The organism is Curtobacterium sp. PhB130, from assembly GCF_003755165.1.
Classification (GTDB): domain Bacteria; phylum Actinomycetota; class Actinomycetes; order Actinomycetales; family Microbacteriaceae; genus Curtobacterium.
In genome coordinates this window covers 803,156-829,277 of the sequence record NZ_RKII01000007.1, presented here as the reverse complement: position 1 = coordinate 829,277, position 26,122 = coordinate 803,156, and the positions used below count along the sequence as shown (strand labels likewise).

Here is a 26,122-nt window from a genome sequence, read left to right as displayed (position 1 = left end):
TCCCGGCCCGGGCTCTGCCCACGGCCCCGCCCACGGCCCAGCCCACGGCCCCGCCCGGAAGGAACCACGCGTGCCGCAGCTCACCGTCCTCATCGACGGGACCGCCGTACCGCGGAACCTCGGGGGCGTCGGCCGCTACGTCGAGGGCGTCGTGTCGCACCTGCTGGGCGCCGATCCCGCGCTCACCGTGCACCTCGTGGTCCGGAGCGAGCACGCCGCGCACTTCCGCGGTGTCGCTCCCGGGGTCACCGTGCACGTCGCACCGGCGTGGATCCGCTCCGTGCCGCTGCGCTTCCTCTGGGAGCAGACGGGGCTCGTCGCCCTCGCACGCCGACTGCACGCCCGGGTGCTGCACTCCCCGCACTACACGTTCCCGTTCGCCTGGCGCGGCGGCTCGGTCGTCACGCTGCACGACGCCACGTTCTTCTCGAACCCGGAGTGGCACTCCCGGCTGAAGCGCACGTTCTTCACGTGGTGGAGCCGCCGGTCGCTCCGGAGCCGACCGATCGTCGTCGTCCCGAGCGAGGCCACCAGGACCGAGGTCCGGCGCGCCGTCCCGCGGATCACGGCCGACGTCCGGGTCGCGCACCTCGGCGTCGACCGCGCGGTCTTCCACGCGCCGGACGAGGCCGAGGTCGCCGACGCCCGGATCGCCGCCGGGCTCCCGGACGACGCCGAGTGGATCGCGTTCCTCGGCACGATCGAGCCGCGGAAGAACGTCACAGCACTCCTCGACGCCTACCGGACCGTCCGCGCCGAGCGTGCCGCCGCCGGGCAGGACACCCCGTGGCTCGTGCTCTCCGGGGCCCGCGGCTGGGACGACCAGGCGATCGCCGCCCTCGACGCGCTGCAGCCCGACGACCACGTGGTCGAGGCGGGCTACCTGCCGCTCGAGGACCTCTCCGGCTTCCTCGGCGGTGCCGAGGTCGTCGTGTACCCGAGCCTCGGCGAGGGTTTCGGCCTGCCGGTGGTCGAGGCGATGGCCGCCGGCGCGTGCGTCCTGACCACGCGGCGGCTCTCGCTGCCCGAGGTCGGCGGCGACGCCGCGGTCTACACCGACGTGTCCGCTCCCGCGATCGCCACGGCGCTGGGCACCCTGCTCGCGGACACGGCGCTCCGCGACGAGCACCGGCGTCGTGCCGTGCTGCGGGCGGACGACTTCACGTGGGATGCGACCGCGCGGGTGCACGTGGGCGCGTACGGTGCCGCGGCGGCTTCGTCGCGGGGCTCGTCTTCCTCGTCGTCGTCGTCGTCATCGTCGTCGTCGTCTTCGTCGTCGGCCGGGGGCTCTCGATGAGCGCGCGGCCCCGTGTCGCGGTCCTCACCGTGACGTACAACACCGGCGAGACCATCCGGCCGTTCCTGGAGAGCGCCGCGCTGGCCTCCGACGGTCCGCTGCCCGTCGTCATCGCGGACAACGGCTCCGACGACCTCGACGCGCTCCGGGCGATCGCCGAGGCACACGGCGCCGTCGTGGTCTCCTCGGGCAGCAACCGCGGCTACGGCGGCGGGATCGACGCGGCCTTCGCGGCGCTCGACGACGTCCTGCCCGACGAACGACCCGAGTTCATCCTGGTCACGAACCCCGATGTGGTGTTCCGCCCCGGCAGCGTCGACGAGCTCGTCGCCGCCGCCGACCGGCTCCCCCGTGGCGGGTCGTTCGGGCCGCAGATCCTCGACGAGCACGGCGAGACGTACCCGTCCGCCCGGCAGCTCCCCTCGCTCCGGACGGGGCTCGGCCACGCGGCGTTCTCCCGCTTCTGGCCGGGGAACCCGTGGAGCCAGCGGTACTGGTCGACGACCCAGGTCGTCGAGCGGGACGCCGGCTGGCTCTCCGGCGCATGCTTCCTCATCCGCACGTCGCTGTTCCGGCAGCTCGGCGGGTTCGACGAGTCCTACTTCATGTACTTCGAGGACGTCGACCTCGGGCAGCGGGTCGGACGCTCCGGGCACGCGAACGTCTACGTCCCGAGCGCCACGGTCGTGCACACCGGTGCCCACTCCACCTCGTCGAACCGTCGACGCATGGAGGTCGAGCACCACCGGAGCGCGTACCGCTTCCTGTCCCGGAAGTACCGGGCGTGGTGGCTGTGGCCGCTCCGCGTGGTGCTGCGCACCGGCCTCGCGGTCCGCGCGCGCTGGGTCACGCGCAAGTAGCGGCGCGCGCGGCGCGCGGCGCACGCGGCGCGCGGCGGCGCCGCGGCCGCCGGCGGTTCGGCATGCCTGCGCACAACTGCAACCACTCCGAACCACGGATTCCCGTGGTTCGGAGTGGTTTTGGTTGTGCGGCGTATCCGCGGCAATGCCGTGGGCTGCGCGCGGCCGGCGGCCGCGCCGCGGCGCGCCGCGTCAGCGCCGGCGGCGGAGCCGCTCGCGCTCGGCGCGCGCGGCCTCGACGAGCACCGCAGCGCGGGCATCGAAGGAGTGCTCGGCGGCGATCCGCGCGGCGACCGCGGCCCGCTCCGCGGGCGACGGCCACGCGTACGCGGGGTCGAGCAGCGCGGCGAGCGACTCCCGCGACGACGCGACCGCCAGCGTGGGGACCTCGAGCACGTCGGCGAGCCCCGCGACGGGGTCCGTGACGACGACCCCGCCCGATGCCAGCACGTCGAACACCCGGTTCGAGAGGAAGCCCCCGGCCGCCATGTCCGGCCAGTGGTCGTTGAGCACGACGCGGGCGTCGCGGTAGGCCGCCGCCACCGCTGTCCGGGAGAGCGAGGACTCCCCCGCCATCGCGGCCGGCAGCACGTCGGCCCAGCCCGGCCCGTGCACCCGGAGGTCCGCCCCGAGCGCCACCGCGTCGGACACGATCCGCCGCTCGGCACCGCGGGTCGACCCGACGAACACGACGCGCCCGGCGTCCGCCGACGCTCCCCGGGCACCCGGCGTGAACACCGCCGGGTCCGTGGCCTGCAGCAGGGTCCGCACCGGGACGCCCGCACGTTCGGCGGCCGCGGCGGCCCACACCGGACCGGCGGCGAACACGGCGTCGAAGGAGCGGAGTTCGGCGTCCGCGACGTCGTCGGGGTGGCTGATCACCCAGAGGAGGTTGACGGACGCGGGGTTCGGCGGCACCCGGTCGAGACCGCGGATCACCAGCGTCACGTCGTCCTCGGCGTCGTCGTCCCGGACGTGGGCGTCGCGGCGGTCGACGCGCACGTGCTGTCCGAGCCGCTCGAGCGCCTCGGCAAGCTCTGTCGCGAAGTGCACGTCGCCCCAGCCGTCGCCCTCGGGTCCGGCGGGAGCGGCGATCTTGAGCGCCCACGACAACTCCGTGTCGGCACGCGAGCGGTCCGCCGACGGCGACACCGGACGCGCGCCCCACGGCGGGAGCGGCGGTCCGGCGACGACGGCGCCGTCCTGCGCTCCGCGGTCCCGCCACGCGGTGAACGCGTCGACCGTGGCCGCGTCGATCGTCCGCCCGGCCTCGGCGTTCCGCCGCACGGACCAGACGAGGCGCACGTTTCCGGCGATCCGGTCGGCAGCGGCGCGGGTCCAGGCCGTCAGCGTCATCCGCTCGTCCGGGAGGCACGGTGCCGGCAGGAGCGCGGCCCGCGGCATCGAGACCACGGGCTGGTCCGCTGCGAAGACCGGCACGACCGGGATCGTGTCGAGGTCGTCCGGGTCCGCGGCGCGGTCGGTCCGGCTGCCGTCGTCGGTCCGGCTGGCGCCCTCGGTCTGGCGGCCGTCGTCGGTTCGGCGGCCGTCGTCGCTCCAGGGCAGCGCGCCCGGGCGGAGCAGCAGGGCACCGTCCCGTCGGCCGCCGTCGGGCATCCGCACCCGGGCCTGGACGACCTGGCCGGACCCGGCAGCGGCGAGCACCTGGAGGTCCTGGTCGGTCACGCCCACCGTCGAGTCGACGACGACGAGCACCCGGCCGACACCAGCGGCCACCCCGGCGTTGATCGCCGAGCCGATGCCGTCGACCGGGTCGGGACGCACCCAGGGCACGCCCCGCTGCTGGAGGTCCCGCGGTGACGCGTCGGCCACGTACCCCACCGCCCGGACGTCGACGTCCGGGCCGAAGGCGAGCCGAGCGGCAGCGACCATCGCCGGCAGCGCCGCGTACCGGTCCGAACGGCTGACGAGGAGCACCGTGACCCACTTGTCGGAGGCCACCGGCGTGCTCTGCCACCCGGCCACGCGGACGACGGACGCCGCCGTGTCGGACACGGGTCGGGCCTCCAGACCGGAGTCGGAGACCGTCGTGTCCGCACGGCGGCGTCGGAAGAGCGCCACGGGGCGTGTCAGGAAGCGAGCAGCTGCTGGAGGTAGACGCCGTACCCGCTCTTGGCGAGCGGCGCGGCGAGCGCGGCGAGGGCCGCGTCGTCGATCCAGCCGTTCCGCCAGGCGATCTCCTCGATGCACCCGATCTTGTGGCCCTGGCGGTCCTCGATGACCTTGACGTACTCGGACGCCTGCATCATCGACTCGAACGTGCCGGTGTCGAGCCAGGCGGTGCCGCGGTCGAGGACCTCGACGCCGAGCGTGCCGGCCTCGAGGTAGCGCTCGTTGACCGTGGAGATCTCGAGCTCGCCACGCGCACTCGGCTCGATGGTCTTCGCGATCTCGACCACGTCGTTGTCGTAGAAGTACAGGCCGGGGACGGCGTAGTTCGACTTCGGCTCGGCCGGCTTCTCCTCGATGGAGACGGCGCTGAAGTCGTCGTCGAACTCCACGACGCCGTACGCCTTCGGGTCGGCCACGTGGTACGCGAAGATCGTGGCGCCCTGCACCTCGGTGTTCTTCTGCAGGCTCGTGCCGAGGCCGGTGCCGTGGAAGATGTTGTCGCCGAGGACCAGCGCGACGCTGTCGTCCCCGATGAACTCCTCACCGATGACGAACGCCTGCGCGAGGCCGTCCGGGCTCGGCTGCACGGCGTACTGGATGTCCATGCCGAGGGACGAGCCGTCGCCGAGCAGGGCACGGAACTGGTCGTTGTACTCGGGGGTGGTGATGACCAGGACCTCACGGATACCGGCCATCATCAGCGTCGACAGCGGGTAGTAGACCATCGGCTTGTCGTAGATCGGCATCAGCTGCTTGCTGATGCCCTTGGTGATGGGCCAGAGGCGCGTGCCGGAACCGCCGGCCAGGATGATGCCCTTCATCGGGTCTCCTTCTTACTTCTTCGTCCGGAGGGACTCGGTGTAGGCGACGCACTCTTCGTACGTCGGCAGGAGGCCCTGCTCGGCGGCGTCGAGGAGCGTCGGGGCGCTGGTGTCCTTCTCGGACAGGACGGGCTCGCCGATGCCGTCCGGCAGCTCCAGGCCCACGGTCGGGTCGAGGATGCTGATCCCCTTCTCGCGCTGGGGGTCGTAGTGGGCGCTGACGAGGTAGTTCACGGTGCTCTGGTCCTCGAGCGCGACGATCGCGTGGCCGAGGCCCTCGGAGAGGTACACGGCGCGGCGGTCGACGTCGTCGATGCGGACGGAGTCCCACTGCCCGAACGTCGGCGAACCGACGCGGATGTCGATGATGTAGTCGATGAACGCACCGCGCACGGCGGTGACGTACTTCGCCTGGCTCGGGGCGACGAGCGCGTAGTGGATCCCGCGCGCGACGCCGCGCGACGAGATCGACATGTTCACCTGGCGGAGGTCGAGGGGGTGGCCCACCGTGTCCTCGAGCACGTCGGCACGGTACGCCTCGAGGAAGGCTCCTCGTGCGTCGCCGTGCTGGACGGGGGTGAACTCCCACGCGCCTTGGATCTTCAGTTCGCGGATCTGCACCGGGGCAGCCTACCGCAGCACTCCAGGCGCCTTCCTGGTCAGCAGACGGACCGTCAGGACGAGGGTGAGCGCGAGCACCACGACGGCGAGCACGGTGACGACCCGGGCGACGACGAGGACCGCGCTCGACCCCGCGACGGGTGCCTGCAGGTCGAGGATGGCGAACCACACCCACGCGGCCGGCAGGGTCCACACGACGGTGAGCACCGAGGACGCGATCCGGCCGAACCCGGTGAGGCCGATCGCCATCGGGATCGCGAGCACCGGCATCACGGCGAGGAGGTACCGGGCGTGTGCCGAACCGCCGCTCATCGTGAACCGGACCTGTGCGACGACGACGAGCAGGACGACGGCGGCGAGCATCGCGGCGACGAGCCAGTCGGCGCGGGTGGAGGACGCGCGGGCGGGCGTTGCGCCGCCGCGGGCAGCGCTGCCGCGGCCCGCGCTGCCGCGGCCCGCGCTGCCGCGGCCCGCGCTGCCGCGGCCCGCGCGTCGGACGATGCCGACCACCGCGGCGGCGAGCGCCAGCGCCAGCGGGCCGAGCAGCAGCAGCCAGGTCCAGGCGCCGTCCTCGGCGAGGTGCCCGAGGAACACCGAGAACAACCCCGTCCAGAAGTCGTGGTCGGTGAGCACCTGGGATGCGGAAGCGGTGTGCCGGTGCAGGTGCTCGGCGGCCCACTCCGGGTGCGACCCCTCGGCGTTGCCGGTGAGTGCGATGTTGCGGAGGTAGAACCACCCGGCGGCGAGGACGGGCACCAGCGCCGCGACGGCTGCGGCGACGAGGCGCCCCCACCCGTCCCAGAAGCGGGAGCCCGGCGCCGAGCGCGAGCCCGGCGCCGAGAGGACCAGGGCGACGACGACCGCGACGACGAACACCGCGAAGGACGCCCGGCTCAGCATGCCGAGCCCGGTGACGACCCCCGCGACGACGACCAGGCGCGTCGAGAGGCCCCGGCGGAGCGCGGTCGCGCCGACGGCGATCGCGAGCGCGGCGAGGATCGTGTTCGGCAGGTCGTTGTAGACCGCGCCCCCGACGAGCAGCAGCATGCTCGTGCAGGCGATGACGATCGCGGCGACGGCACCGACGGCCGGTCGGCGCGGCACCACGCGGAACCCGGCGAACCCGGTGGCGAGGACGGCTCCCCCGGCGAGCAGCGCGTTCACCGAGCGCCCGGCGAGCACCGCGGCGTACGGGTGTCCGCCGTCCCAGAGCGGCCCGACGACCGGGGCGACGAGCGCGTAGAACAGCGGCGGGTGCTGGGCGACCCACTGCACCGGCGGGACGATGCCGAAGGGCGGCCGGATGGCGAGTCCCTGCTCGAAGACCGGCAGGTGCCCGTGCCAGAGCCCGATCGCGTAGTCGAGGTGGGCCGTCTCGTCCGCGGTGTTCAGCGGGGCGGCACTCCAGCCGACCGCGAGGGAAGCGAGGACGGCGAAGACGGCGGCGGTGATGACGACCGCCGTGGGCAGCCGTGGCAGGAAGCGTCGCACGGTGAGCGATTCTCCCACGGGTCCATCGGTCGTTCGCTTAGGCTGTCATGGCCTCCTCGCACCTGGAAGCCGTGCGCCCGCATCCCGAAACGAGATACCGCAGCCCCGTGAAGCTCTTCATCCAGATCCCCTGCCTCAACGAGGAGAACACCCTCGCCAGCGTCCTCGAGACGATCCCGACGCAGATCGACGGCATCGACGAGATCGAGGTCCTGGTCATCAACGACGGCAGCACCGACCGCACGGTCGAGGTCGCCCGGGAGCACGGTGTCCACCACTTCGTGCACCACACCACGAACATGGGCCTCGCCCGTTCGTTCCGCGACGGCGTCGACTACGCCCTGCTGCACGGTGCCGACATCGTCGTGAACACCGACGGTGACAACCAGTACCCGCAGGCGCAGATCGCGGAGCTGGTCCAGCCGATCCTGCGGAAGGAAGCCGACATCGTGATCGGCGACCGGCAGACCCGCACGATCGAGCACTTCTCCGGCTTCAAGAAGCTCATGCAGCGCTTCGGGTCCTGGGTGGCCAGCCGAGCGGCGGGCCTCGACCTGCCCGACGCGGCCAGCGGCTTCCGCGCGTACACGAAGTACTCGCTGATCCGCCTGAACATCGTCACACGCTTCAGCTACTGCATGGAGACCATCGTGCAGGCCGGCTACAAGCGGCTCGCGATCGCGTCCGTGCCGATCACGACGAACCCGAAGACACGCGAGTCCCGGCTGTTCAAGAACATCTGGCAGCACATGTTCCAGTCCGGTTCGGCGATCGCCCGCGTCTACCTGATGTACCGCCCGATGGCGCTCTTCGCCTGGGTGGCCGTGGTCCTCGGCGGACTCGGGGCCTGGCCGTTGATCCGGTACCTCGTGCTCCTCTGGACGAACACCGGCGGGAACCACCTGCAGTCGATCATCCTCGGCGTGGTGCTGCTGATCACGGCGGTGCTGTCGCTGGTCATCGGCGTCGTCGCCGACCTCACCCGGTTGAACCGCACCCTCGCCGAGGAGCAGCTGGACCTGCAGAAGCTGCAGCGGTATGGCGACTGAGGCGCGGACGCTCTCGATGAGCACCCGCGCCGCCCTCTGGATCCGTCGTCCGGGGGCCTGGGTGGAGATCGCGTCGTGGGCCGCGCTGGTGGCCTTCGTGCTCTTCACGATCGGGCCCGCCCTGCTCGGGCACGGCACCTTCCTGAACACCGGACTGCTCAACCGCTTCACCCCGTGGGCGGACACGTTCCAGTCGACGACGCAGTCGAGCAACGTGTTCGACAGCGACACGATCGACAGTGCCGCACCGCAGGTGTCGCTGCTGGTCCGTCTCGCGCAGGAAGGCGTGTTCGGCGCCTGGAACCCGTACGTCGCCGGCGGCACCGAGCTCGGCGGCCTGCCCGACTCCGGCGCGTGGTCCCCGCTCTCCCTGCCGTGGTGGGTCCTGCCCTTCTCGTACGCACCGGGCGCCGTGAAGCTGCTCGAGATCGTCGTCGTGACGGTCGGCATGGCGCTGCTGCTCCGCCGCTGGGGCGTCCCGCGCGCCGGCTGGCCGATCGCCGCGATCGTGTACTCGGCCTCGGGGTTCATGGTCGCGTGGACGAACTGGCCGCAGACCCGCGTCGCGGCGTTCATCCCGCTGCTGTTCTGGGCGATCGACCGTGCCGCGACCGAGCGGAAGCTCCGTGACGTCGTCGCCGTCGGGGTCGCGCTCGCGTGCATGCTCCTCGGCGGGTTCCCCGCGATCGTCGGGTACGCCCTGTTCACGGGGGGCATCTACTTCGTCGCGCGCAGCATCGTCGCGCTCCGGAGCGTCCGCGGGGTGCTCGTCAGCGCGGCGATCGCGGTCGGCGGCATCGTGTTCGGCCTGTTCCTCTCCGCGTGGCAGCTCCTGCCGTTCGCGGTGAACGCGGCGAACGTCATCGACTTCGGCGCCCGGGCGCAGTCCGGCGGCGGTGGGACCCTCGGGTACCTGTCGCTCGTCAGCTCGTGGGTGGCCGACATCGCCAACGACGAGAGCCGCGGCGACGCCTGGAGCGGTCGCAACCCGGTCGAGACGGCGTCGTTCGTCGGCATCGCGGTGGTCGTCCTGATCGCAGCGGCGCTGCTCGTGCGCCCGCGGGTGCAGCGCGCGGCCGGCATCGTCTGGATCCTCCTCGGCCTCCTCGCCCTCAGCGTGGTGCTCGTCTACGTCGGCGGCCCGGTCCTCGCGGCGATCCGTGAGCTCCCCGTCTTCGACTCGAACCCGATCGGGCGCATGCGCTGCATCGTCGGGTTCCTCGCGGCCGCACTCGCCGGCATCGGGTTCGGGCGACTGGTCGAGCCCGAGCACCTGCTCGACGAGCTCCGTCGGCTCCGCTCGTCGCGACCGCTCGCCTGGATCGGTCGCGGCCTGGTCGTCCTGATCGTGCTCGCCGCGGCGGCCGGCGTCGCCTACCAGACGCGGATGGCGCTCTACTCCGTCCCCGTCCCGCACCTGCACGAGCTGAAGGTGGACGTCGTCCGCACCGCGGTGATCGGCGCGCTCACCGCCCTGGCGATCGCGCTGGTCTGGTTCTTCCGGTCCCGCGTCCTCGCGGCGGTCGCCGGCGTCGGGGTCATCGCGATGGTCGTCGTCCCGGCGATCTCCTCCGTCCAGGCGTGGTGGCCGATCGCCCCCGTCTCGACCTTCTACCCGTCGACGCCGGCGCTGAAGTACCTGGAGAACCACCTCACCGACCAGGAGCGCTTCGCCACCGCAGGCCAGGCCGGGTTGCCCGGTTCGGCGTCGTACTTCCAGATCCGCTCCCTCACCGGGCACACCTTCCAGACGCAGGAGTGGAAGCAGCTCATGACGGCGATCGACCCGGACGTCTACGTCACACCGACGTACTCGTCGCTGCGGCCGACGAACCTGCCGTCGACGATCTCCTCGCCGCTCCTGGACCGTCTCGCGGTGCGCTACGTGATCTCCGACCCGTCGGCGCCCCTCGTCGGCCAGGCCGACCCGAGCACGCCGTCGACGGCGTGGGCCGACCTCACGAAGGCGAACCCGTCGGTCGACTCCCCGAGCAACACCGGGCCGATCAACGGCATCGAGTTCACCGGTCCCCCGGCGCCGACGAACTCTGCCGACGGCATGGACCTCACCGTGTCGATCGTCGCCGACGACACCGGCAAGACCCTCACATCCACCGAGACCTGGGTCCCCGGGCTCGGCGGTGGTCGCGCGGTGGCGCTCGAGGGCGACGACATCCCGGCGTCCACGTCGTGGCACGCGGAGATCACGGTCACCGGCCAGGACAAGCGCGTCCCGATCGGCACGGACGCGGACGGCAAGGCCGCGATCACCGTCGTCCGTCCGGAGGCCGGTGACGACGTCACGGTCGCGCACACCGGCGACGCGACGATCTACGAGCTCGGCGGCACCGACGACCGGGTCCGCTGGGCGTCGTCGCAGACCGTCGTCCAGAAGGCCGCAGACCGGGTCGACACCCTCGACGACCCGGCCACCCCGGCGGACGAGGTCGTGTTGAGCAAGCCGACGAAGCACACGGCGGGTGGCGGCGACGCCGAGCTCGACGTGGACTCGAGCGACCCGAACGCGACCACGGTCGACGTGGACGCGGAGCAGGGCGGCTGGGTCGTGGTCGAGGACTCGCTGCAGCGCCCCGGCTGGAGTGCGACCGTCGACGGCAAGTCGACCCCGCTCGTCGCCGCCGACCACGCCGGCGGTGCCGTCTGGGTGCCGGCGGGCAAGCACACCGTCGCCGTCTCGTACACGGTCCCCGGTCTGTCGGCCGGCCTGGTCGCGACCATCGGCTCGGTCCTCGTCGCGATCGTGGTCGGCGTGCTCGTGGTGGTGCTCGGCCGACGCCGCCGCCGCGCGGGACCCGGCGCCGAGCCGACCGGCAGCACTGAAATACTCGATTGACAGACGCTCCCCCTACAATCGGGAATCGATCCAACGCCAACGGCAACCCAAAGGAACCAGACCACGTGAAGATCCTCGTCACCGGCGGAGCCGGATTCATCGGCTCGAACTTCGTCCGCCGCACCCTGCAGGACGCCTACCCGGGGCTCGAGGGCGCCGAGGTCGTCGTCTACGATGCCCTGACGTACTCGGGCAACCTCGAGAACCTCGCACCGGTCGCGGACTCCCCCCGCTACACGTTCGTGCAGGGTGACATCACCGACGCCGAGAAGCTCGACGAGGTGATCCCCGGCATCGACGCGATCGTGCACTTCGCCGCCGAGTCCCACGTCGACCGCTCCGTCCGTGACTCCGGGATCTTCGTCGAGACCAACGTCGTCGGCACCCAGCGTCTCCTCGACGCCGCGCTCCGCCACGGCACCGCGCGCTTCGTGCACGTCTCCACCGACGAGGTCTACGGCTCCATCAGCGAAGGCTCGTGGGCCGAGGACCGTCCGCTCGAGCCGAACTCGCCGTACTCGGCGTCGAAGGCGGGCAGCGACCTCCTCGCCCGCAGCTACCACCGCACGCACGGGCTGAACCTCTCGATCACGCGCTGCTCGAACAACTACGGGCCGTACCACTTCCCCGAGAAGGTCATCCCGCTGTTCGTCACGAACCTCATCGACGACAAGCACGTCCCGCTCTACGGCGAGGGCAACAACATCCGCGACTGGCTGCACGTCGACGACCACACCCGCGGCATCGCGATGGTGCTCGTCAAGGGCCGCGCGGGCGAGATCTACAACATCGGCGGCGGGACCGAGCTCACGAACAAGGAGCTCACCGAGATGCTGCTCGAGGCCACCGGCAAGGACTGGTCCTACGTCGACCGCGTCGCCGACCGCCTCGGCCACGACCTCCGCTACTCGGTGGACATCTCCAAGATCCAGGCCGAGCTCGGCTACGAGCCGCAGGTCCCGTTCGAGCAGGGCCTCGCGGACGTCGTCCAGTGGTACCGCGACAACCGCGCCTGGTGGGAGCCGCTCAAGGAGCGCGCGGCGCTCGCATGACCCGGTACCTCATCACCGGCGCCGCCGGCATGCTCGGCCAGGACCTCCAGCAGGCCCTCGCCGGCCGTGACGTCACCGCGCTCTCCCGCGCCGACCTCGACATCACCGACCAGGACGCCGTCTCCGCGGCGGTCGCCGGCCACGACGTCGTGATCAACGCGGCGGCGTACACGAAGGTCGACGACGCCGAGTCCGACGAGGCAGCGGCCTTCGCGGTCAACGCCCGCGGCCCGGAGGTCCTGGCCACCGCCGCGGTCGCCGCCGGCGCGAAGCTCGTGCACGTGTCCACCGACTACGTCTTCGACGGCAACGGCACCTCGCCGTACGCCGAGGACGAGCCGACCGACCCGATCGGCGCCTACGGCCGGACGAAGGCGGCCGGCGAAGCAGCGGTGCGCGCGATCGCCCCGGACTCCTCGTTCATCGTGCGGGCCGCGTGGCTCTACGGTGCCGGCGGTCCGAACTTCGCGAAGACGATGATCCGCCTCGCCGGGTCGCACGACACCGTGAGCGTCGTCACCGACCAGATCGGGCAGCCGACCTGGACGGGTGACCTGGCCCGCCAGATCGTCGCGCTCCTGGACGCGGACGCTCCGGCCGGCATCTACCACGGCACGAACGGCGGCGAGGGGTCCTGGCTCGACTTCACGAAGGCGATCTACACCGAGGTCGGCCTCGACCCGGAGCGGGTCCTGCCGACCGACAGCTCGGCCTTCGTGCGTCCGGCTCCGCGCCCCGCGTACAGCGTGCTCGGCCACGACGCCTGGACACGCGCGGGGATCGCCCCGATGCGCGACTGGCGCGAAGCACTGCACGCGGCAGCCGAGGCGGGCGTGCTCAGTTCCTGAGACCCCCACCAGGCTCCGACCGGGAGGCCCTGCTCACGTCCGCCACGCGCGGCACGCGAGCAGGGCCTCCCGTCCGTTGCCCTGCCAGGCGCCGCTCTCCGGTCGAGACGCCGCCGAACGGCCCAGACGCCGCCCCGGCCGGCGGCGTCTCGCGAACTGGGCGGCGTCTCGCGAGCTCGGCGGGGTCTCGCCAAGTCGGCTGCGACTCGCGAGCTCGGCTGCGGTCAGCGGGTGACGGTGCGGAGGCGCTCGTCCAGCGGCTCGACGGCTGCCGCGGGACGGAAACGGTCGGCCGCGGCGGACGCGGCGGCCCGGCGCTCGGCGAGGAGCGCATGGTCGGCGGCGAGCCCGCGGATCGCGGCGGCGAGCGCGTCGGCGTCGCCAGCGGGGACGGCGACGACCGCGTCGCCGAAGGCCCGGCGCTGCGGGGCGGTGTCGCTCGTGACGACGGCGAGCCCGGCTGCCGCGCACTGGTAGACCTTGTTCGGGACGACCTTGAGCGCCTTCGGGGTGGTGCCGGTGATGCCGATGCCGACGTCGTGGCCGGCGACCAGGGCGGGCAGGTCGGCGGCGTCCACCCACGGCAGCCACTCGGTCGGAGCGCCCCCGGCGGCCCGTGACTGCGCCTCGTCGAGGTCCTGGCCGCTGCCGATCATCGTGACCAGGACGCTGCCGTCGTCGGGCAGTGCGCCGATTGCCCCGCCGATCGTGCCCGCACCCTGCAGCGGGGTGAAGAGCCCGTAGAAGACCACGCGGAGCGGGTGGTCGGCGGGTCGCTCCACCGCGTGCGCGCCGGCGTCGTACCAGTTCTCGGTGGCGCCGACCGGCACGACCACGGCCTTCTCCCGGAGCGCTGCCGGGACGAGGTCGCGGTGCTCGTCGGTGTCCAGGACGACGACGTCCGCGATGGTGAGCGCGGCGCGGTCGAGGAACCGCAGGAGGCGCTGCTTGAGGCCGCCGTCGCCGACACCGCGGTCCTGGGCGGTCGTCGCGGCGAAGATCAGGTGGTCGAGGACGATCGGGGTGCGCGGGAACAGCAGGCGTGCGAGCCACACGTCGAAGTGCCCCATGTAGCCGACGAGGACCGCGTCCGGACGGCCGGAACGGCGCACACGGAGCGCCTTGCCGACGAGGGCCGACCAGCTGCGGGCCAGGCGTCCGGCCATCGACAGCGCGCCCGAGCGGGACCCGAGCATCGCGACGCGGTCCTTCGTGGACAGGCCGAGCGGGACGTTCGCCTCGGCCACGACGTGCCCCCGTGCACGGAGGCCGTCGGCGAGCACTCGCACCCGAGGGTGATCTGCCGCCTGGTATGTTCCGAAGGCCAAGATCCGCACGTGGGCCGCCCTTTCTCCGTGGTCGCGCGCGCCATCCCGGTCCTGGCGCACCCGATCAACCCTAGGTGAGAATGACCGACCTCCCCCAGCCCGCGAAGCGCTCCCGGACCAAGACCGTCGTCCGTGTCGTCGGCCTCGTCGTGGCCCTCGCGCTCTGCATCGCCTTCCTCGTGCCCCGCGCCGGTGACATCGCCGAGGCGTTCACCCGGCAGGAGCCGCTGACCCTGGTCGCCGCACTCGTCGCCGGCGCGCTCGCGACGTACATCACGTTCCTCTCGTGGCGCGCGCTGATGTCCGGCGCCGGCCACCACATCCCGATCGGCGCGGCGCAGCGGGTCTTCTTCCTCTCCCAGATCGGCAAGTACATCCCGGGGTCGGTGTGGCCGATCGTGGCGCAGGCGGACCTCGGACGCGAACACCGGGTGCCGGCGGCGCGCAGTGTCGCTGTGGGGATGCTCACGCTCCTCATCAGCTGTGGCGCGGGCGTCTCGGTCGCCGCCGTGACGATCCCGTTCGTGCAGCCGGACGCCTTCGCGCGCTACTGGTTCGTCGTGCTCCTGGTCCCGATCGTGCTCGCCGCGCTGCACCCGGCAGTCCTCCGGTTCGGGCTGCGCCTGGCGTCGAAGGTCACCCGCCGCGACCTCGGCACCATCGACCTCGGCATCGGCGCGATCGCCCGGGCGTTCGGCTGGGCGGCGCTGGCATGGGTCGTGTTCGGCGTGCACATCGTGCTCGTGCTCGCACCCCTCGGGCACGTCGACCTCCGCGTCACCACGCTGACGATCGGTGCCTACGCCCTGGCCTGGCTCGTCGGGTTCCTGGTGTTCTTCCTGCCGGCCGGGCTCGGCGGGCGCGAGGCCGTGCTCACCGCGCTCCTCACCGCCGGCGTCCCGCTCGGCGCGTCCGCAGCGGTCAGCGTCGCCGTGATGTCCCGCGTGCTGCTCACCGTCGTCGACCTCGTCTTCGCCGGCGCCGCGGTGCTCGGCGAGCGACGTCGTCGTGCCGCGACCCGCGCCCGCACTCCGGGAACTCCCTGACCCCGCTGGTACGCTCTGGCGACGCGCCGGGCAGCCATCCCGCACGACCTTCGAGGAGCAACACCAGATGACCACTCTCCGCGTGATCGTCGACCAGGTGGTCGCACCGGTCCCCGGTGGCATCGGCCGCTACGCGGAGGAACTCACCCGGCAGCTCATCCAGACGGCACCCGCCGGCTGCGACGTGGAAGCCGTGGTCTCCGCCGTCTCCCCGGCCGAGGTCGAGCACCTGCGCACCCTGCTCCCCGGCCTCTCCGGTCTCGACCGCCTGGCGCTGCCCCGCCGTGAACTCGCGCTCGCCTGGCAGGGCGGTGTGGCCCGCGGCGCATCGCACGGCATGGTGCACGCCCCGAGCGTCCTCGCGCCCCTCGTGAAGCACAACCGCTTCCAGGAACCCGGCCGGCAGACGGTCGTCACGGTGCACGACACGGTCCCGTGGACGAACCCGGAGACCCTGACGCCGCGCGGCGTGCACTTCCACAAGGCGATGGTGAAGCGGGCGTACAAGTACGCCGACGCCGTCGTCGTCCCGACCCACGCGGTCGCCGGGCACCTCAACGAGATCCACCGGTTCGACGACCGGCTCCGGGTCATCGGCGGTGCGCCGAGCGGCCGGCTCCGGATCCCGGTGGACGCCGACCTCCGTGCCGAGCGGCTCGGCCTCCCCGAGCGCTACGTCCTCGCCGTCGGCACCCTCGAGCCCCGGAAGGGCCTGTCGTACCTGATCGAGGCGATGGCGCACCCGGACGCCCCCGCCGACATCCCCCTCGTGATCTCCGGCCCCGACGGCTGGGGCGACGTCGACGTGATCGGCACCGCCGAGCGCGCCGGGCTCGCACCGGACCGCGTGAAGGTCCTCGGCCGCGTCGACGACCCGGACCTCGCCGTGGTCTACGACCGCGCGAGCGTGTTCGTGTTCCCGAGCCTCGCCGAGGGCTTCGGCCTCCCCGTGATCGAGGCGATGAGCCTCGGCACCCCCGTGGTGCACTCCGACGACCCCGCGGTGCGGGAAGTCGCCTCGGACGCCGGTGTGACGGTCGCTCGGGACCCCCGTGCCGGCTACCCGGAACGGCTCGCGCAGGCGATCTACCAGGTCGTCAACGACCCGTACCTCGCCGGGCAGCTCGCCGTCGCGGGCCCGGACCGGGCGCGGATGTTCGACTGGAACGACTCCGCCATCGAGACCTGGCAGCTGCACGCCGACCTCTGATCCGCCGCGGCTCGTCCCCCGACGCGGTCGCAGCGGGTCGTCCCCGACGCGGTCGCACCGCCTCGGTGTCAGGCGCCGAGGGAGTCCCGCAGGCGCGCGGCCTTCTCCTCGACGAGGCGCTCGAGGCCGTCCGCGTACTCCGTGAGCCGCGCGGCGACCGCGGGCTCGGCGGAGCCGATGATCCGCGCCGCCAGGAGCCCGGCGTTCGCGGCACCGTTGATCGCCATCGTCGCGACCGGGATGCCGGCGGGCATCTGCACGATCGACAGCAGCGAGTCGAGGCCGTCGAGGCGTGCGAGCTGCACCGGGACACCGATCACCGGCAGGGTCGTCATCGACGCCACCATGCCCGGCAGGTGCGCTGCTCCGCCGGCCCCGGCGATGACGACGCGGATGCCGCGCTCGGCCGCACCGCGCGCGAACCGGGTCATCTTGTCGGGCGTCCGGTGTGCCGAGACGACGTCCGCCTCGAAGGGGATCCCGAGCTCGGTGAGGATCTCCGCAGCCGCACGCATGGTGGGCCAGTCGGAGTCGGAACCCATGATGATCGAGACGAGCGGCGGGGTGGAGGCGGCGGTGTCGGTCACGGGACGAGCCTAGCGGTGCTGCACCGTGCCTCCAGGGCGGTGGTGACGCTCGCCGAGGAGCACCCGCGACCACGCGTCGCCGTCGGCGCCGAGCGTCCGTTCGGACGTCACCCAGCGGGTCGCCCGCTCCGGGGCGCGACCGGACTCGACCGCGGTGCGGACCGCGTCCCGCCACGCCGCGACGTCGTCGGGGACGAGGACCGCGCCGTGCTCCCCCGCCAGCCGGTACGACGGCCGGTCGGACACGACCGCGGGGAGCCCGAGGGCGGTGTACTCGAGGAACTTGAGGTCGCTCTTGGCGCGGTTGAACTCCTCGTCGCGGAGGGGTGCGACGCCCGCACGCCAGCGCGTCCGGTGGTCGACGAGCCACCGGGCGAACGCCGGGTAGTGGCCGTCGGGGACCTCGACGCGGCGGTACCAGTCCGGGCCGTCGTCCTCGGTGACGCCGATGACCTCGAGGCGGATCGGGGTGCCGTCCGGCGCGGTGAGGTCGTCGAAGACGTCGCGGAGGAGCTCGAGGTCGGCGGCGTGGGTGAGCGTGCCCATGTAGAGGACACGGTGCTCGGGACCGCCGTCGTCCGGCTGCGCCGCTGTGTCGGGTGTGCTGTCGGCTGGCTCGGGGACCCAGAGCGTCGGGTCGAGCGCGTTCGCGACGACCACCACGTCCCGGGCGATCGGCCGCACGACGTCCGCGAGCTCCGGCGTGCTGACCACGACGACGTCCGCGCCACGGACCAGCGCGTCGATCGACGCCAGGCGGTCCGGGTCGTACTCGGCGCGGGCCAGCCGGTCGCGGCCGGACGCGGTGAAGAAGTCATCGTCGACCTCGGCCACGACGGGTACGCCCCGGTCGGCGGCCGCGGCCAGGAACGGCGCGACACTCGCGACGGGGAGGATGTCCCGCTGGACGAGCACCGCGACGTACGGCCGCTCGTCCGAACCGTCGACGAAGGTCTCCGGGTCCACCTGGTGCACCTCGGCCGTCCCGCTCGCCGCGAGCTGCTCGGTTCGGCGGACGACGCGGACGTGGGCGGAGGCCGGGTGCGCCCCACCACCGCCGGCGACGACGTACCCGACGAGCGGGAGCGGAGGGGGCGGCGGTGTCGGTGCCGCTGCCGGTGCGTTCTCGGGTGCACCGCCGGGGGTGATCCCCCGACGGACGCGTCCCGCGACGCGGCGGAGTCGTCCGGCGGCACGGCGGAGGGGGTCTGACATGCGGCCATTCTCCCGGAGGAGGACCACCGGCGGCGTCAGCGCACCGTCAGGGTCGCGCACCCGAGCGACGTGTTCCCGCCCTTGCCGATCCCTACCGCCGTCATGCACACCGTGCGCCGGCCGCTCGGTGCCACCAGCACCGCGGCGAGTCCGTGCCGCGTCCCCACCGCGTACGCGGCGTCCACGTCCGTGCGTGTCCCCGAGGCGGCGAACGAGCCCGCGGCCTTCCCGTCCACGCTCACCCGGACCGTGACGGCCGACCCGGTCGCGTCCCGGTCGAAGGCCCACCCGCGGACGGTCACCCGCCGGTGCGCCGAGGACCGGACGCTGTCGCGGTGCGCGGCCGGCGCTGCTGCCGGCACGGTGACGGAGCGGCAGGTGGACTTCCGGTCGGTACCGGAGCCGACGTTCTTCGCCACGGCGCAGACGGTGTGCTTCCCGGCTCCCCCGGGGACGGTGCCGGTGTAGCCGTGCGCGGTGCCGGTGTGCCAGACGCCGTCGACGTCGGCGCGCCGACCGTTCGCCGTCAGGGTCCGGGCGGTCCGGCCGTCGACGGTGATCGCCACGCTCGTCGACGCCGACGGCTGGTCGGCGTCGAAGGCCCAGCCGACGACGCCGATGCCGCCGGCCCGGACCGACACCGAGTCGAGCTGCCCGTACGGGTCGTGCCGGTACACCGTCGCCGTCCGGCACCCGAGCGCGGTGTCCGGGCCGGTGCCGACGTCGACGGCGGTGACGCAGACCTTCCTGGTGCCCTCGGTCGCGGGCACGGTGACGTCGAAGCCGTGCGGCGCGCCGACGCCGTACGCCGTGTCGACGTCGGGCCGGCTGGCGGCCGCGGCGACCGCTCCCACGGCCACACCGTCGACGGTCGCCCGGACGGTGACCGGATGCGTCGGGTCGTCCTCGTCGAACGCCCACCCGCGGATCCGCAGCGCGGCCACGGTCCCGGTGAGCGACTCGAACGCGCCCTGCGGTGCGAGCGCGGCCGCGGGGACGCCGAGGACCGCGTTGGCGACTAGGGCCTGGGCGAAGGCCGAGTACCACTTCCCCGCGGCCGGGGCGCCGTTGCAGGTGCCGTCGCTCGCGCCGGGGGTCTTCACCCAGAGCAGGGCGTCGAGCGCCGTGCCGTCGGTGGCGACCCGGGGCGAGGTGCCGAGGCCGGCGCCGGGTCCGTTGCACCAGGTGCCGCGCCAGCCCTGGCCGTTGCGGGACGTGTCGATGACGTAGTGCGAGTTCCCGGTGGCCGCCGAGACCTTCTGCGCGTACGCCTGCTCCTGCGCCGTCGGGTAGTAGTTCGCGACGTTCGTGAAGAAGCCGCGGGCGTTCTGCACGCCGGCGCTGTTCAGCCGCGCGGCCATGGTGGCAGCCGGGACCCAGTTCGAGTTGCCGGCGTCGAGGTACGCGGGGACCCCGGCGGCGGTGAACGCGGCGACCTCACGGGCGAGGATCCGGTAGCGCTGCTGGTCGAGCGTGGTGCTGCACGCGGCGTTGCTGAGCATCGCGAGCGAGTCCGGCTCGACGATCACGGCGGCGCGCTTGCCGGCGACCCGGGCGACGACCTGGTCCACCCATGCGTCGTAGGTCGTCTCGACGAAGCCGCCGGCCGAGTACCCGCCGCAGTCCCGGGACGGGATCGCGTAGGTGACGAAGACGGCCGTGGTGCCGGTCTGCGCGGCGCCGGCGACCGCGGTGTCGATGGTCTTCGTGAGCGTCGTCCCCTGTGCCCACTCCCCGAGCCAGGTCGCGACGGGGTACTGGGCGATGGTCGACGCCGCCCGGGCGCCGGCGGGGTCGGTGGTGGCGAGAGCGGTGGCGGCCTTCGCGGCCTCGCTCGTGGGCGAGCGGTACTGGCCGGCGCCGTAGAGGGACGCGGCGGACGCCTGGCGCATCGCGGCAGCGGTCGTCGCGGCAGCGGTCGTCGCGGCAGCAGCCGTCGTCGTCGCGGCAGCAGCCGCAGCCGTCGCGGCAGCTGCCGAAGCCGTCGCGGCCGTCGCGGCCGTCGCAGCCGTCGCCGGCGGGGCCGCCGCAGACTCCGCGACGATCACGCCACCGGCGACCACGAGGGTCGTCGCGAGTGCGACGGCAGCACGGAACGGACGACGGCGCATGCGCTGGACCCCCTGGGGACGACGCCGTGGGACGGCACCCCCTGCAGGCGCCTCGGCCCATCCATGGCAACACGCGTCGTCGACGGCGACCACCGCCCAGTGCGGGTGCCACCCGAGGGGGTGTCCCCCGATCGGCGGACCAGTCGTCCGCCGATCGGGGTGTCCCCGACCCGCGGACTAGTCGTCGAAGTGCGACGCAGCCGACCGCGCCCGGTACACGACGTCCTCGACGTCGTCCCCGACCACCGTCACGTGCCCGATCTTCCGCCCGGGTCGGGGCGCCTTGCCGTAGAAGTGGTACTTCGCCTCCGGGAACGCCTCGAGCGCCGCCGGGTACCGCGCGGCGAGGTCGCCGTCGGCGGGTCCCCCGAGCACGTTGATCATGACCGCCACGGGGGCGTGCATCCCGGTCGCCCCGAGCGGCAGGTCGAGCACGGCACGGAGGTGCTGCTCGAACTGGCTGGTCGTCGCACCGTCGATCGACCAGTGCCCGGTGTTGTGCGGGCGCATCGCGAGCTCGTTGACGAGGATCCGCTCGTCGTCGGTCTGGAACAGCTCCACCGCGAGGACGCCGGTGACGCCGAGCTCCTCGGCGACGCGGACCGCGATCGACTCGGCGAGGTCGGCCAGGCGACCGGCGCTGTCCGGTGCCGGGGCGATCACCTCGGCGCAGACGCCGTCGCGCTGCACCGTCTCGACGAGCGGCCAGGCGACGATCTCGCCGGAGGGACGGCGGGCCACGGACTGCGCGAGTTCCCGGGTGAACGGGACGAGTTCCTCGACGAGGAGCGCCTGGTCGCCGCCCGCTTCGGCGACGGCGGTGAACCAGTCCTCGACCTCGGCCGGGTCGGACACCACGCGGACGCCCTTGCCGTCGTAGCCGCCGCGGGCGGTCTTCACGACGGCGCGGCCGCCGTGGTCGGCGATGAACGCGCGGAGCTCGTCCGGGTCCTGCACCGCGGCCCAGTCGGGCACCGGGATGCCGAGCTCGGTGAGGCGGGTGCGCATCTCGATCTTGTCCTGCGCGACGCCGAGCGGCGCGGGACCGGGTCGGACGGCGACACCGGCGTCGACGAGTGCGCGGAGGACGTCCTGCGGCACGTGCTCGTGGTCGAAGGTGACGACGTCGACGTCCCGCGCGAACGCCAGGACCGTCTCGGCGTCGTGGTAGTCGCCCTCGGCGGTGGCCGCGATCGCCGCGGACATGCCCGGCCCCTCCGCGAGCACCCGGATGTCGATGCCCAGTTCGACGGCTGCGGGGACCATCATCCGCGCCAGCTGTCCTCCGCCGATGACCCCGACCCGCAACGCCATGCTGAGTGTTCCTTCCGTCGCTCTCATCGTCCGACGAGCGCGAGTTGTCTACAATCCTCTTCGTCCGGTGTTCGACCGGGGAAGTGCCGGGACACCGGCCAGCCACAACTCTACGGATCCTGGAGACCTCGTGCGGCGACTCATTGCGCAGCTGGCACGCTTCGGCGTCGTCGGGGCGATCGGCTTCGTCGTCGACACCGGGCTGTTCAACCTGCTGCGTGCCACCGTGCTCTCCCCGGACGACGTGCACGCGGGGCCGTTCATCGCGAAGGTGATCTCCACGATCGTGGCGATCTTCGTGAACTGGATGGGCAACCGCTACTGGACCTTCCGTGACCAGCGCCGCTCGGTCGCCACCCGTGAGGGCATCGAGTTCGTCGTCGTCTCCCTCGGCGGCATGGTGATCTCGCTCGGCTGCCTCGGGCTCTCGCACTACGTGTTCGGCTTCACGTCGGCGCTCGCGGACAACATCTCCGGCAACGTGATCGGCCTGGTGCTCGGTACCGCGTTCCGGTTCTGGCTCTACAAGGTGTGGGTCTACCACCCCGACCGGACCGAGCGGCAGCCCGCGGACGAGACGACCGGGACGACGAGCACCACCGGCACCACCGGCACCACCAGCACCACCAGCACCACCGGCACCACCAGCACCACCCCGACGAGCGCAGCGCCCGCGACGGCCACCACCGAGCGATGACGGTACCGCCCGTCGCGCGCCGGGAGCGCGTCGCGATCGCCGTGCTCACCGCCGCCTTCGGGCTCTGGCTGGTGCTCTGGGCGGTCGTCGTCCCGCCGTTCCAGGCCCCCGACGAGACCGCGCACTTCGGCGCGGCGGTGCACGTCGCCACCGGCGGTGGTTGGCCGGCTCCCGGCACGCTGCACGTCTCGAACGCCCTGGTCGCGGCGCAGGCCGAACAGGCGGCGGGACCGTCCTCGACCTGGTCGACGATGAGCGAGCTGCTCGCGGCGAACCCCGGCGACTCGGCGACCGTCGACCAGATGACCCAGCACCCGCCGACGGCCTACGTCCTCGACGCCGCGGTCCTCCGCATCGTGCACTTCGGGTCCCTCCGCTGGGACCACGCCCTCCTCGCGCTGCGCCTGTTCGACGCCGTGCTCGTGGCGCCCCTCGCCCTGCTCGCGTGGGCGACCGTGCGGCGCCTCACCCGCTCACCGCGGGCGGCGCTGGTGGGCGGCCTCGCGCTCTTCGCCACGCCGCAGCTCGCCTCGATCGGCGCGTCCGTCACCAACGACGCGCCGGTGATGCTGTTCGGCGGGGTCGTCGTGTGGCTCGCGACCCGGCTCCTCACCGGCGACCTCCGCCGGCGCACGCTCGTGGCGCTCGGCGTGGCGCTCGGGCTGCTCGTCTCGCTCAAGGCGACCGGGCTGCCGGCGATCCCGTTCGTCGCCCTCGTCGTCCTCGTCGCCGGCGCCGGCACGCTGTCGCTCGGTGTCCGGGCCCTGCGGGCGCTCGGGGCCCTGGCGATCGGCGGCGCGCTCGGCGGCTGGTGGTGGCTCCGGAACCTGCTCGTGTACCACGTGCTCCAGACCGACGGGTACTCCTCGATGCGGCCGCCGCGGGCATTCCCGCCCGGTGAGCACCCCACCGTCGGGCACTTCCTCGACGTCGCGTGGGGCACCGTCGCGAGGACGTTCTGGGGCAGCCCCGGCATGCGCGCGCAGGTCAGCATCGGCGACCTGCTGACCGCCGTCCTGACCGTGGTGACCCTGGCGGTCGTGGTCGTCTGGGCGTTCCGCCGCGGCCCCGAGCGGACCGCCGTCGTCTGCCTCGCCGTGTTCCCGGCGCTCCTCGTCGCGCTGCAGATGCAGAACAGCGTCGAGTCGTACCTGACGACGACCGAGGTCGCCGCGACGCAGGGCCGCTACTACTTCCCCGGGATCGTCGCGCTCATCGCGATCAGCGCGGTCGCGTGGCGCCGCATCCCCCGGTCCACCGGCGGCCGCCGCGCGCTGGCCGTCGGCATCGCCGCCGCCGCACCGGTGGTCGGGCTCTACGGCCTGTCCGTCGTCGCGAGCTGGTTCTGGAACGCGGCCCGCTTCCCGGTCACCGCGGCCGGCATCGCCCGGTTCGAGGCGTCCGGCACCGTGCCGTTCGCCGCCGTCGTGGTCCTCGCGGTCCTCGTCGCGGCCGGCCTGGTGCTGACGGTCACGGCCGTCGCCCGACGCGGGGTCTCCACCCAGCGCGCCTTCCGTCCGTGACCTGACCGACGGGAGGCCCGGTGCCGGTCCCGTGGACCGGCACCGGGCCTCCCGTCGGTTGCTGTCAGGACCCCCTCCGGGTCAGCGACCCATCCCGCGCCGCGAGCGGGTCAGCGACCCATCCCGCGCCGCGAGCGGGTCAGCGACCCATCCCACGGTACGTGAAGCCAGCGGCGGTCCAGGCCTCGCGGTCCAGGCAGTTCCGGCCGTCGACCACGACGGGGCTCGCCACGAGCGCCGCAACGGCGGCCGGGTCGAGCTCCCGGAACTCGGTCCACTCGGTGAGCACGAGGACCAGGTCGGCGTCCTGCAGGGCCGCGGCCGCGGAGTCGACGTAGGCGATCTCCGGGTGGATGCGGGCGGCGGTGCCGTTCGCCTCCGGGTCGTACGCGGCGACCGTCGCGCCGAGCTCCAGCAGGCGCGCGGCGATGTCGAGCGCCGGGGAGTCGCGGACGTCGTCCGAGTTCGGCTTGAACGCCAGGCCGAGGACGGCGACGCGCTTGCCCGCGACGTCGCCGCCGTCGCCCGCGACGTCGCCGCCGAGGAGCTCCTGGGCGAGGGTCACGACGTGCGCGCGGCGGCGCAGGTTGATCGCGTCGACGTCCGCGAGGAACTCGAGCGACTCCCCCACGCCCAGCTCGGACGCGCGGGCCTGGAACGCGCGGATGTCCTTCGGCAGGCAGCCGCCGCCGAAGCCGAGACCGGCGTTCAGGAACTTCCGGCCGATGCGGGCGTCGTGGCCGATCGCGTCGGCGAGCGCCGTGACATCGGCGCCGACGACCTCGGCGATCTCCGCCATCGCGTTGATGAACGAGATCTTGGTCGCGAGGAACGCGTTCGCGCTGACCTTGACGAGCTCTGCGGTCGCCAGGTCGACGACCAGGCGCGGGGTGCCCTCGGCGAGCGTGGTGGCGTAGACCTCGTCGAGGACGGCGACGGCCGCTTCGCCCTCGGCGCCGGCCGGCACGCCGTAGACCAGGCGGTCCGGGGAGATCGTGTCCTGGACGGCGAAGCCCTCACGGAGGAACTCCGGGTTCCAGACCAGCGTCGCACCGGGTACGCGCTCGGCGACCTCACCGGCGAGCCGCGCGGCGGTCCCCACGGGGACGGTCGACTTGCCGACGATGAACTCCCCGGCGGACACGTGCTCGGTGAGCGCGGCGACTGCGGCGTCGACGTACTTCAGGTCGGCGGCACCGGTCGGGCCCTGCGGGGTGCCGACGGCGAGGAAGTGCACGCGTGCCCCGGCGACCTCGGCCATGTCGGTGGTGAAGCGGATGCGGCCGGAACCGATCGCCTCGGCCAGGATCTCCGGGAGACCGGGCTCGAAGAACGGGGCGTCCCCGGCTGCGAGTCGTTCGATCTTCACCGGGTCGACGTCGACCGCGACGACCTCGTGTCCGAGTTTGGCCATGGATGCGGCGTGCACGGCACCGAGGTACCCGCAGCCGATGACAGAGATACGCACGGGAAGACGGTACCGGGTTCTCGGCGCCGTTGCCTGCGCGCCCGGCGCTAGCCGCCGACGGGCCCCCACGACGGCCGGTCCGGGCCGCCGACGATCTCGTCCCAGTCCGGCTCCCGATGGCGCCGTCGGGCCTCGTACGCCTCGACCATGTCGTGCAGCACCGCGACGACGAGGTCGGCGTGCGGGACGTCCGCGAGCACCACGGCGGGGTCGTCACCGGGGAACACGAGCACGTCGCCGGAGCGGAACAGCCCCTGCAGGCCCCGGCGGCGCACGGTGACGTCGTAGCCCCGCGAGTGCAGGAGCTCCTGCCGCGTCCGGGTGCCGAGGCCGCGCACCACGACGAGCCGTCTCGTGGTCACGACGTAGCGCTGCGTCAGCCAGCGGACCAGGGGCACCAGTCCGCCGAACAGGACGAGGACGAGCACGAGCAGCGCGATCGCCACGTTGATCCACGCGAGCTGCGCCCGGAACACGCCGAACCCGAACCCGCCGGCGACCGCGACGACCACGACGAACACCGCCGGGCGCACCAGGCTCCGCGCGTGCGGCCGCAGGCGTGCGACGACGCGTTCGGGCGGGGGCTCGGCGGTCATG

The 26,122-nt window shown here is 73.2% G+C and carries 21 protein-coding genes; 10 read left to right on the top strand and 11 right to left on the bottom strand.

The features are described 5' to 3' along the window. The first annotated feature begins 70 nt into the window (after window positions 1–70). Together EDF24_RS09740 and EDF24_RS09735 are read left to right on the top strand one after the other, a co-directional pair. Window positions 71–1,297, top strand: a complete 1,227-nt coding sequence (locus tag EDF24_RS09740; protein ID WP_123702467.1) for a glycosyltransferase family 1 protein — start codon at window positions 71–73, stop codon at window positions 1,295–1,297. Next, the gene (locus tag EDF24_RS09735) at window positions 1,294–2,157 is read left to right on the top strand and encodes a glycosyltransferase family 2 protein (protein ID WP_123702662.1); all 864 of its coding nucleotides are present in this window, start codon (window positions 1,294–1,296) and stop codon (window positions 2,155–2,157) included. Before EDF24_RS09740 ends, EDF24_RS09735 begins: the two co-directional genes overlap by 4 nt. Before the next feature lie 192 nt (window positions 2,158–2,349). On the opposite strand, the gene EDF24_RS09730 is transcribed toward EDF24_RS09735, so the two are convergent. The 4 genes from EDF24_RS09730 to EDF24_RS09715 all read right to left on the bottom strand — a co-directional run bounded on the left by EDF24_RS09730 (window position 2,350) and on the right by EDF24_RS09715 (window position 7,223). After that, window positions 2,350–4,173 (bottom strand): glycosyltransferase, encoded by a 1,824-nt coding sequence (locus tag EDF24_RS09730; RefSeq protein WP_148070867.1) that lies wholly within the window; start codon window positions 4,171–4,173, stop codon window positions 2,350–2,352. Window positions 4,174–4,247: 74 nt separating this feature from the next. Next, entirely contained in the window at window positions 4,248–5,111 is an 864-nt protein-coding gene (gene rfbA / locus EDF24_RS09725; protein ID WP_123656143.1) for a glucose-1-phosphate thymidylyltransferase RfbA, read from the bottom strand. 12 nt (window positions 5,112–5,123) lie between these two features. Then, window positions 5,124–5,732, bottom strand: a complete 609-nt coding sequence (locus tag EDF24_RS09720) for a dTDP-4-dehydrorhamnose 3,5-epimerase family protein (RefSeq protein ID WP_123656142.1) — start codon at window positions 5,730–5,732, stop codon at window positions 5,124–5,126. Between the two features lie 9 nt (window positions 5,733–5,741). After that, window positions 5,742–7,223, bottom strand: coding sequence for a glycosyltransferase family 39 protein (locus EDF24_RS09715; RefSeq protein WP_148070866.1), 1,482 nt, complete (start codon window positions 7,221–7,223; stop codon window positions 5,742–5,744). 107 nt (window positions 7,224–7,330) lie between these two features. Between EDF24_RS09715 and EDF24_RS09710 the strand changes: the two genes are divergently transcribed. The 4 genes from EDF24_RS09710 (at window position 7,331) to rfbD (ending at window position 13,026) form a co-directional block, all read left to right on the top strand. Then, window positions 7,331–8,272 (top strand): glycosyltransferase family 2 protein, encoded by a 942-nt coding sequence (locus EDF24_RS09710; protein WP_123656140.1) that lies wholly within the window; start codon window positions 7,331–7,333, stop codon window positions 8,270–8,272. Beyond that, on the top strand, window positions 8,262–11,126 hold the full coding sequence (locus EDF24_RS09705; RefSeq protein ID WP_123702461.1) for a hypothetical protein: 2,865 nt from the start codon (window positions 8,262–8,264) through the stop codon (window positions 11,124–11,126). The genes EDF24_RS09710 and EDF24_RS09705 overlap by 11 nt, the downstream gene beginning before the upstream one ends. Before the next feature lie 65 nt (window positions 11,127–11,191). Further along, window positions 11,192–12,178, top strand: a complete 987-nt coding sequence (gene rfbB / locus EDF24_RS09700; RefSeq protein ID WP_123702459.1) for a dTDP-glucose 4,6-dehydratase — start codon at window positions 11,192–11,194, stop codon at window positions 12,176–12,178. Continuing rightward, complete coding sequence (gene rfbD, locus EDF24_RS09695) at window positions 12,175–13,026, top strand: dTDP-4-dehydrorhamnose reductase (protein ID WP_123702457.1); 852 nt, start codon at window positions 12,175–12,177, stop codon at window positions 13,024–13,026. The genes rfbB and rfbD overlap by 4 nt, the downstream gene beginning before the upstream one ends. A 224-nt stretch (window positions 13,027–13,250) precedes the next feature. Here the strand turns inward: rfbD and EDF24_RS09690 are convergent, their stop codons facing one another. Then, complete coding sequence (locus EDF24_RS09690) at window positions 13,251–14,309, bottom strand: glycosyltransferase (RefSeq protein ID WP_221181366.1); 1,059 nt, start codon at window positions 14,307–14,309, stop codon at window positions 13,251–13,253. Between the two features lie 125 nt (window positions 14,310–14,434). On the opposite strand from EDF24_RS09690, the gene EDF24_RS09685 reads away from it, so the two are divergent. Both EDF24_RS09685 and EDF24_RS09680 read left to right on the top strand, forming a co-directional pair. Beyond that, entirely contained in the window at window positions 14,435–15,400 is a 966-nt protein-coding gene (locus EDF24_RS09685) for a lysylphosphatidylglycerol synthase domain-containing protein (RefSeq protein ID WP_123656136.1), read from the top strand. 67 nt (window positions 15,401–15,467) lie between these two features. After that, window positions 15,468–16,610 carry a glycosyltransferase family 1 protein gene (locus EDF24_RS09680; protein ID WP_123656135.1) on the top strand — a complete coding sequence of 381 codons (1,143 nt, stop codon included), beginning with the start codon at window positions 15,468–15,470 and terminating at the stop codon, window positions 16,608–16,610. 68 nt (window positions 16,611–16,678) lie between these two features. Here EDF24_RS09680 and purE read toward each other — a convergent pair whose 3' ends face one another. The 4 genes from purE to EDF24_RS09660 form a co-directional block, all read right to left on the bottom strand. After that, window positions 16,679–17,197, bottom strand: coding sequence for a 5-(carboxyamino)imidazole ribonucleotide mutase (purE, locus tag EDF24_RS09675; protein WP_123656134.1), 519 nt, complete (start codon window positions 17,195–17,197; stop codon window positions 16,679–16,681). A gap of 9 nt (window positions 17,198–17,206) precedes the next feature. Beyond that, window positions 17,207–18,412 carry a glycosyltransferase gene (locus EDF24_RS09670; RefSeq protein WP_148070864.1) on the bottom strand — a complete coding sequence of 402 codons (1,206 nt, stop codon included), beginning with the start codon at window positions 18,410–18,412 and terminating at the stop codon, window positions 17,207–17,209. 35 nt (window positions 18,413–18,447) lie between these two features. Beyond that, window positions 18,448–20,523 carry a glycoside hydrolase family 6 protein gene (locus tag EDF24_RS09665; RefSeq protein WP_123702453.1) on the bottom strand — a complete coding sequence of 692 codons (2,076 nt, stop codon included), beginning with the start codon at window positions 20,521–20,523 and terminating at the stop codon, window positions 18,448–18,450. Window positions 20,524–20,700: 177 nt separating this feature from the next. After that, complete coding sequence (locus EDF24_RS09660; RefSeq protein ID WP_311316794.1) at window positions 20,701–21,864, bottom strand: 5-(carboxyamino)imidazole ribonucleotide synthase; 1,164 nt, start codon at window positions 21,862–21,864, stop codon at window positions 20,701–20,703. A 103-nt stretch (window positions 21,865–21,967) separates the two neighbouring features. Here EDF24_RS09660 and EDF24_RS09655 point away from each other — a divergent pair, with 103 nt between their 5' ends. Next, complete coding sequence (locus EDF24_RS09655; RefSeq protein WP_123702451.1) at window positions 21,968–22,534, top strand: GtrA family protein; 567 nt, start codon at window positions 21,968–21,970, stop codon at window positions 22,532–22,534. Further along, a complete protein-coding gene (locus EDF24_RS09650) occupies window positions 22,531–24,057 on the top strand; it encodes a DUF2142 domain-containing protein (protein WP_123702449.1) in 1,527 nt (508 codons plus the stop codon). Before EDF24_RS09655 ends, EDF24_RS09650 begins: the two co-directional genes overlap by 4 nt. A 139-nt stretch (window positions 24,058–24,196) precedes the next feature. On the opposite strand, the gene EDF24_RS09645 is transcribed toward EDF24_RS09650, so the two are convergent. Both EDF24_RS09645 and EDF24_RS09640 read right to left on the bottom strand, forming a co-directional pair. Further along, entirely contained in the window at window positions 24,197–25,525 is a 1,329-nt protein-coding gene (locus EDF24_RS09645) for a UDP-glucose/GDP-mannose dehydrogenase family protein (protein ID WP_123702447.1), read from the bottom strand. Between the two features lie 47 nt (window positions 25,526–25,572). Continuing rightward, on the bottom strand, window positions 25,573–26,121 hold the full coding sequence (locus EDF24_RS09640; RefSeq protein ID WP_165931557.1) for a PH domain-containing protein: 549 nt from the start codon (window positions 26,119–26,121) through the stop codon (window positions 25,573–25,575). Window position 26,122: the final 1 nt, after the last annotated feature.